Origin of the sequence: Streptomyces sp. adm13(2018), assembly GCF_008042145.1 — a bacterium.
Classification (GTDB): Bacteria; Actinomycetota; Actinomycetes; order Streptomycetales; family Streptomycetaceae; genus Streptomyces.
Genome location: NZ_RDBH01000113.1, coordinates 125,918 through 131,689 on the forward strand (window position 1 = coordinate 125,918; position 5,772 = coordinate 131,689).

General features: G+C 73.8%; 4 protein-coding genes and 2 pseudogenes. All 6 read right to left on the reverse strand.

Translation table 11 applies throughout. The features are described 5' to 3' along the window. On the reverse strand, window positions 1-659 hold a 659-nt coding region (locus EAO70_RS10540), incomplete at its 3' end, for an SCO3242 family prenyltransferase (protein WP_148002997.1). After that, window positions 656-1,579: pseudogene (locus tag EAO70_RS10545) on the reverse strand (inositol-3-phosphate synthase); the annotation flags it as partial. The gene EAO70_RS10540 and the pseudogene EAO70_RS10545, both read right to left, overlap by 4 nt. A 182-nt stretch (window positions 1,580-1,761) precedes the next feature. After that, window positions 1,762-2,025: pseudogene (locus tag EAO70_RS10550) on the reverse strand (DUF1080 domain-containing protein); the annotation flags it as partial. A gap of 196 nt (window positions 2,026-2,221) precedes the next feature. Continuing rightward, a complete protein-coding gene (locus tag EAO70_RS10555; protein ID WP_148002738.1) occupies window positions 2,222-3,226 on the reverse strand; it encodes a sugar phosphate isomerase/epimerase family protein in 1,005 nt (334 codons plus the stop codon). Window positions 3,227-3,239: 13 nt separating this feature from the next. Then, window positions 3,240-4,583, reverse strand: a complete 1,344-nt coding sequence (locus EAO70_RS10560) for a Gfo/Idh/MocA family protein (protein ID WP_261992795.1) — start codon at window positions 4,581-4,583, stop codon at window positions 3,240-3,242. Between the two features lie 133 nt (window positions 4,584-4,716). Further along, window positions 4,717-5,760 carry a substrate-binding domain-containing protein gene (locus EAO70_RS10570; protein ID WP_148002740.1) on the reverse strand — a complete coding sequence of 348 codons (1,044 nt, stop codon included), beginning with the start codon at window positions 5,758-5,760 and terminating at the stop codon, window positions 4,717-4,719. Window positions 5,761-5,772: the final 12 nt, after the last annotated feature.

Here is a 5,772-nt window from a genome sequence, read left to right on the forward strand (position 1 = left end):
GCACTGGCCTCCCGCGCCGGCCGCCCGGCCCTCGCGGCGGCCACCGCCAGGGTGACGGCCAGCGCGGCGAGCGGGGTGCGGGTCGAGCCGCCCCGGGTCTCGTGGCGGGAGACGGCGGTGACGGCGTAGGTGTGCGCCCCGAGGAGGGCGGCGGACGGGAGAGCGTCGAGGGCGGCGCGAGTGCTTCCTCTCCCCCGGGTCGAGGCCGTGGCTCCCAGGAGGAGGTCGAGGGCACGGGCCGTGGCCATGGCTCCGGGGCCCGCCGGTGTGCGTTTCAGGCCGAGGTCGTAGGCCCAGACCGTGCCGGCGAGGGCGGTGGCCACCGCGAGGGCCGGGCGGCCGGCGCGGGAGGCCAGTGCCAGACCCGCGGCCGTGAGGGCCGCCGAGGCGGCGAGCGCGGCGCCGGGGGCGATGCGGCCCGAGGGGAGCGGACGGTGGGGGCGTTCGACGGCGTCCTCGGCGCGGTCGGCCCAGTCGTTGAGGGCCATGCCCGCCTCGTAGAGACAGAGCGAGGCGCCGAGGGCGCAGAGCGTGCCCCGGCCGGGGCGGGCCCCGGCCGCGGCCGCGCCCACCAGGGCGTCGCCGGGCACCGAGAACAGCGCCGACACGCGGAGGAGTTCCGCCCAGGCCCGCCCCCGGCCGTTCCGGCGCCCGGTCATCGGGCCGTACCCGTGGCCGTACCCGTGCCCGTCCTCGTGTCCGTACCCGTACCCGCGTCCATGCCCGTGCCTGTGGGCCTCTCCCCCGGTTCCGGGTGGTCGCTCAGGGAGTGGCCGAAGGTCAGGAGGCGGGCGTACTGGGCCGACAGGGAGGCCGGTGGGGTGCCTTCGGGGTCCTTGAAGTAGAAGGCGAGGTCCTCCAGGGGGCCGGTGAGGCCCTTCTCGTGGGCGCGGGCCGTGAGGCGGGCGAGGTCGAGGACGAGGGGGGCGGCGAGGGCGGAGTCGCAGCCCTGCCAGAGGGTCTGGAGGATCATGCGGGTGCCGAGGAAGCCGTCGAAGGCGATGTGGTCCCAGGCGGTCTTCCACTCCCCCAGGGCGGGGACGTCGTCGATGTGGACCTGGCCCTCGACGCCGGGGCCGAGCGTGTCGGTGAGGACGCGTTCCTTGCCGGCGTTCTTGGCCGCGGCCGCGGCCGGGTCGGCGAGGGCGGCTCCGTCGCCGCCGCCGAGGAGGTTGCTGCCGGACCAGGCGCGTACGGTCAGGGCGCGCTGGTGGAACATCGGGGCCAGTACGGCGCGGAGCAGGGTCTGGCCGGTCTTGCCGTCCCGGCCCGCGTGGGGCAGTCCGCCGGCGGCGAGCGGGGCCGCGAGGGCGGGGTGGCGCAGTCCGGTGGACGGGGTGAAGTTGACGTACGGGCACCCCGCGCGGAGGGCGGCGGCCGCGTACAGGGTGCTGGGTGGGAGCCCGACGCCCCCCGACGCCGGCTCCGTGGAGGCCACATTGACGACCACGACACGGTTCAGGCCACAGCGCCGACGAAAGTCCGTCAGGTCGTGGGTGAAGGCGGTGACGAGTTCCTCGGTGGTGCGGGTGTCGCCTGGGGCGGGGCCGCCGGGGCGGATCTCGCGGTCGGCGGCCTCCTTCCTCGGTGGTGCGGGTGTCGCCTGGGGCGGGGCCGCCGGGGCGGATCTCGCGGTCGGCGGCCTCCCGGTGGGCGGGGGGTACGGCGCCGCCCCGCCCACCGTCGTCGGGTGGGCTTCCGCGGCGGTGTGCCGCGGAGGCCGGTGAGGGTCGGGTCAGGTCCGCCGCGACGGCCGGGTCGTCAGGAGGGGAGTTCCCTCAGCCGGATGTCGCGGAAGGCGGCCTTGTCCGTGGCTCCGTGGGTCTGGATGCCGATGTGGCCGCTGGTGAGGCTGCGGGCGGGGTCGGTGTGGGTGAAGTCGTTGATCTTGGTGCCGTTGAGGAAGACCTGGAGGCGTTCGCCCTGGACGCGGATCTCGTAGGTGTTCCACTGGCGTGCACGGGTGTCCTCCGGAGTCGGGCCGGGCGTGCGGGTGGTCCGGGGACCGGCGTGCGCCGTCACGCTGGTCTCATCACGCTGTTACGCCATCTCGCGTTACGTCATGTACACATCAGGGACCGTAGCCGGGTTCGTCCACCACGGAAAGCCCTTGTGCGGCGGTGCGGCCGAACTTCTCCCCGCGAGAGGACAAAGGCGCGCGCGGGCAGCGCGGACCGGCCCGGCGGCACCTCGCCGCCGGGCGCGGACCTGCGCGTTCACCTCAGTCGGCGCTCCCGAAGGCGGCGTCGAAGGAGGTCGCCGGAGGGTCGAAGTCGTACCGCTTCAGGAAGGACAGTGCCTCGGGGGCGCCGGTCAGCCGGTCCATCCCGGCGTCCTCCCACTCCACGGACACGGGTCCCGCGTAGCCGATGGACCGGAGCATCCGGAAGACGTCCTCCCAGGGCACGTCGCCGTGGCCCGCGGAGACGAAGTCCCAGCCGCGCCGCGGATCGCCCCAGGGCAGGTGGGAGCCGAGCCGGCCGTTGCGGCCGTCGAGCCGCCTGCGGGCCTCCTTGCAGTCCACGTGGTAGATCCGGTCGCGGAAGTCCCACAGGAAGCCGACGGGGTCGAGGTCCTGCCACACGAAGTGGCTGGGGTCGAAGTTCAGCCCGAAGGCCGGGCGCCGGTCGACGGCGTCCAGGGCCCGCTGGGTGGTCCAGTAGTCGTAGGCGATCTCGCTGGGGTGGACCTCGTGGGCGAAGCGGACGCCCTCGGCGTCGAAGACGTCGAGGATCGGGTTCCACCGCTCGGCGAAGTCCTCGAAGCCGCGCTCGACCATGCGCTCGGGGACCGGTGGGAACATCGCCACCAGATGCCAGATGGAGGAGCCGGTGAAGCCGATGACGGTGTCGACGCCGAGCGCGGCCGCCGCCCGGGCGGTGTCGGCGAGCTCGCGGGCGGCCCGTCGGCGTACCCCCTCGGCGTCGCCGTCGCCCCAGATCCGGGCGGGCACGATCGCCTGGTGGCGCTCGTCGATCGGGTGGTCGCACACCGCCTGACCCACCAGGTGGTTGGAGATCGCCCAGCACTTCAGTCCGTACGCGTCGAGCAGTTCCCGCCTGCCCTTGAGGTACGCGGGGTCGGCGAGGGCCTTGTCGACCTCGAAGTGGTCGCCCCAGCAGGCGAGTTCGAGGCCGTCGTATCCGAAGTCGCGGGCGAGCCGGCAGACCTCCTCCAGGGGAAGGTCGGCCCACTGACCGGTGAAGAGCGTGAAGGGTCGTGGCACGGTCGGGCGCCTCCTAGCTCGGCAGGGACGGATCGGCGGGACGCCCGCCGGACAGGTCGGCGGGATGGCCGCCGTTCGGATAGGGACGCCCGCCGGACGGGTCGGCGGGCTTGCCGTCGGACAGGGCGGCGGTTCCCCGGGGGGTCGTGTGGACCGGGATGCCGACCGGGGTGTAGACCGCGTTGTTCCGGGCGCTCTCCTCCACCGCGGCCAGGACCCGCTGGACCTGGAGGCCGTCGGCGAAGGAAGGCGCCGGGGCGATGCCGCTCGCGACGGCGTGGACCAGGTCGCGGGCCTGGTGCGCGAAGGTGTGCTCGTAGCCCAGCGCGTGCCCGGGCGGCCACCAGCCCTCCAGGTACGGATGGTCCGGTTCGGTCACCAGGATGCGGCGGAAGCCCGCCGACACCGCCGGCTCGGTGTGGTCGTGGAAGGACAGTTCGTTGAGCCGCTCCAGGTCGAAGGCGAGCGAGCCGCGCTCCCCGTTGAGCTCGAGCCGCAGGGCGTTCTTGCGGCCCGCGGCCATCCGGGTGGCCTCGAAGGAGGCGAGCGCCCCGGAGGCGAGCCGCCCGGTGAACAGGGCCGCGTCGTCGACGGTGACCTGCCCGTACGCCTCCGATCCCGCTCCCCCGGCGAGCCCGCCCGCGGCCACCCCCGTGAGCAGCGGGCGCTTGCGGACGAAGGTCTCGGTGAGGGCCGACACGCCGACGAGCTGCTCGCCCGCCAGGTACTGGGCGAGGTCGACGGCGTGCGCCCCGAGGTCCCCCAGCGCGCCGGAGCCCGCGTGTTCGCGTTCCAGCCGCCAGGTGAGCGGGAAGGCCGGATCGACGAGCCAGTCCTGGAGGTAGGTGACGCGCAGGTGCCGCAGGGCGCCGAGGCGGCCGTCGGCCACGAGCTGTCGGGCGTACGAAAGGGCGGGCACCCGGCGGTAGTTGAAGCCGACCATGGCGATCTGACCGCGGGCCGCGGCGGCTTCGGCGGCGGCCGCCATGGTCTCGGCCTCGGCGACCGAGTTGGCGAGCGGCTTCTCGCACAGCACGTGTTTGCCGGCCTCCAGGGCGGCGACCGCGATCTCCGCATGGCTGTCGCCGGGGGTGCAGACGTCGACGAGCTGGACGTCGTCGCGGGCGATCAGGGCGCGCCAGTCCGTTTCGGCGGCGGCCCAGCCGTGCCGTCGGGCGGCGGTCCGGACGGCGGTGGCGTCGCGGCCGGCGACGGCGGCGAGGACGGGGCGCAGCGGGAGGTCGAAGACCCGGCCCGCGGTGCGCCAGCCCTGTGAGTGGGCGGCTCCCATGAACGCGTAGCCGACCATGCCGATGCCGAGCGTCGGCGGTGCTGCCTCGCTCTCCGTCTGTTCCATACGGTTCCTCCGTTTCGTGGTGCGGCGAGTTGCTGCCCTCGGGGGCGGTCGGGCCGCCGGGGTGCCGGTCCGGCCGGGCGTCCGCGGTGCGGGCGGCCCGGGTGCGGACCGGCGCCCGGGGCGGCCGGGTCGGTCAGCTGAAGCCGGTGGGCAGGTACTCGTCGACGTTCTCCTTGGTGACGACGGCCGAGTAGAGGGTGATCGAGGCGGGGATCTCCAGTTCGGACATGCCGCCGACGCCCTTCTTCTGGCCGAGTGCCCGGGCGAGGTCGATCGCGGAGGCGGCCATGGTGGGCGGGTAGAGGACGGTGGCCTTGAGGACGCCGGTGTCGGCTTTGATGGCGTCCATGGCGGCCTTGGCTCCGGCGCCGCCGACCATGAGGAAGTCCTTGCGGCCGGCCTGGGCGACGGCCCGGAGGGCGCCGACGCCCTGGTCGTCGTCGTGGTTCCACAGGGCGTCGAACTTCGGCTGGGCCTGGAGGAGTTGCGCCATCTTGGCCTGTCCGGACTCGACGGTGAAGTCGGCGGCCTGGCGGGCGACCTTGCGGATGTTCGGGTAGTTCTTGAGGGCGTCGTCGAAGCCCTGGGTGCGCTGCTTGGTGAGTTCGAGGCTGTCCATGCCGGCGAGTTCGACGACGGTGGCGTTCGGCTTGTCCTTGAGTCGTTCGCCGATGAAGTTGCCGGCGTTGAGGCCCATGCCGTAGTTGTCGCCGCCGATCCAGCAGCGGTAGGCCTGCGGGGAGGCGAAGATCCGGTCGAGGTTGATGACGGGGATGCCGGCCTTCATGGCCTGGAGGCCGATCTGGGTGAGGGCCTTGCCGTCGGCGGGGAGGATGACGAGGACGTCGACCTTCTTGTTGATGAGGGTCTGGACCTGGCCGATCTGGGTGGCGGTGTCGTTGGAGCCCTCGGTGATCTCCAGGGTGACGTCGGAGTACTTCTTCGCGCGTCGTTCGGCGTTGTCGTTGATGGCGTTGAGCCAGCCGTGGTCGGCCTGCGGGCCGGCGAAGCCGATGGTGACGGGCTTACCCGGCTTGTCGTCGGCGGCGGGCGCGGCGCTTCCGGCGGGTGCGCCGCCGCTGTTCTTGGGCTCGTTGCTGGTGCAGGCGGTGAGCAGGGCTCCGGCGGAGACGGCCGCGCCGCCGAGGAGGAGGTGTCTGCGGCTGGTTTCGGGCATGGCGGTGGATCC

What these genes read in the sequence shown, in the direction of transcription:
- EAO70_RS10560 (WP_261992795.1), bottom strand. Translation starts at nt 4,583, where the DNA reads ATGGAACAGACGGAGAGCGAGGCAGCACCGCCGACGCTCGGCATCGGC.
- EAO70_RS10570 (WP_148002740.1), bottom strand. Translation starts at nt 5,760, where the DNA reads ATGCCCGAAACCAGCCGCAGACACCTCCTCCTCGGCGGCGCGGCCGTC.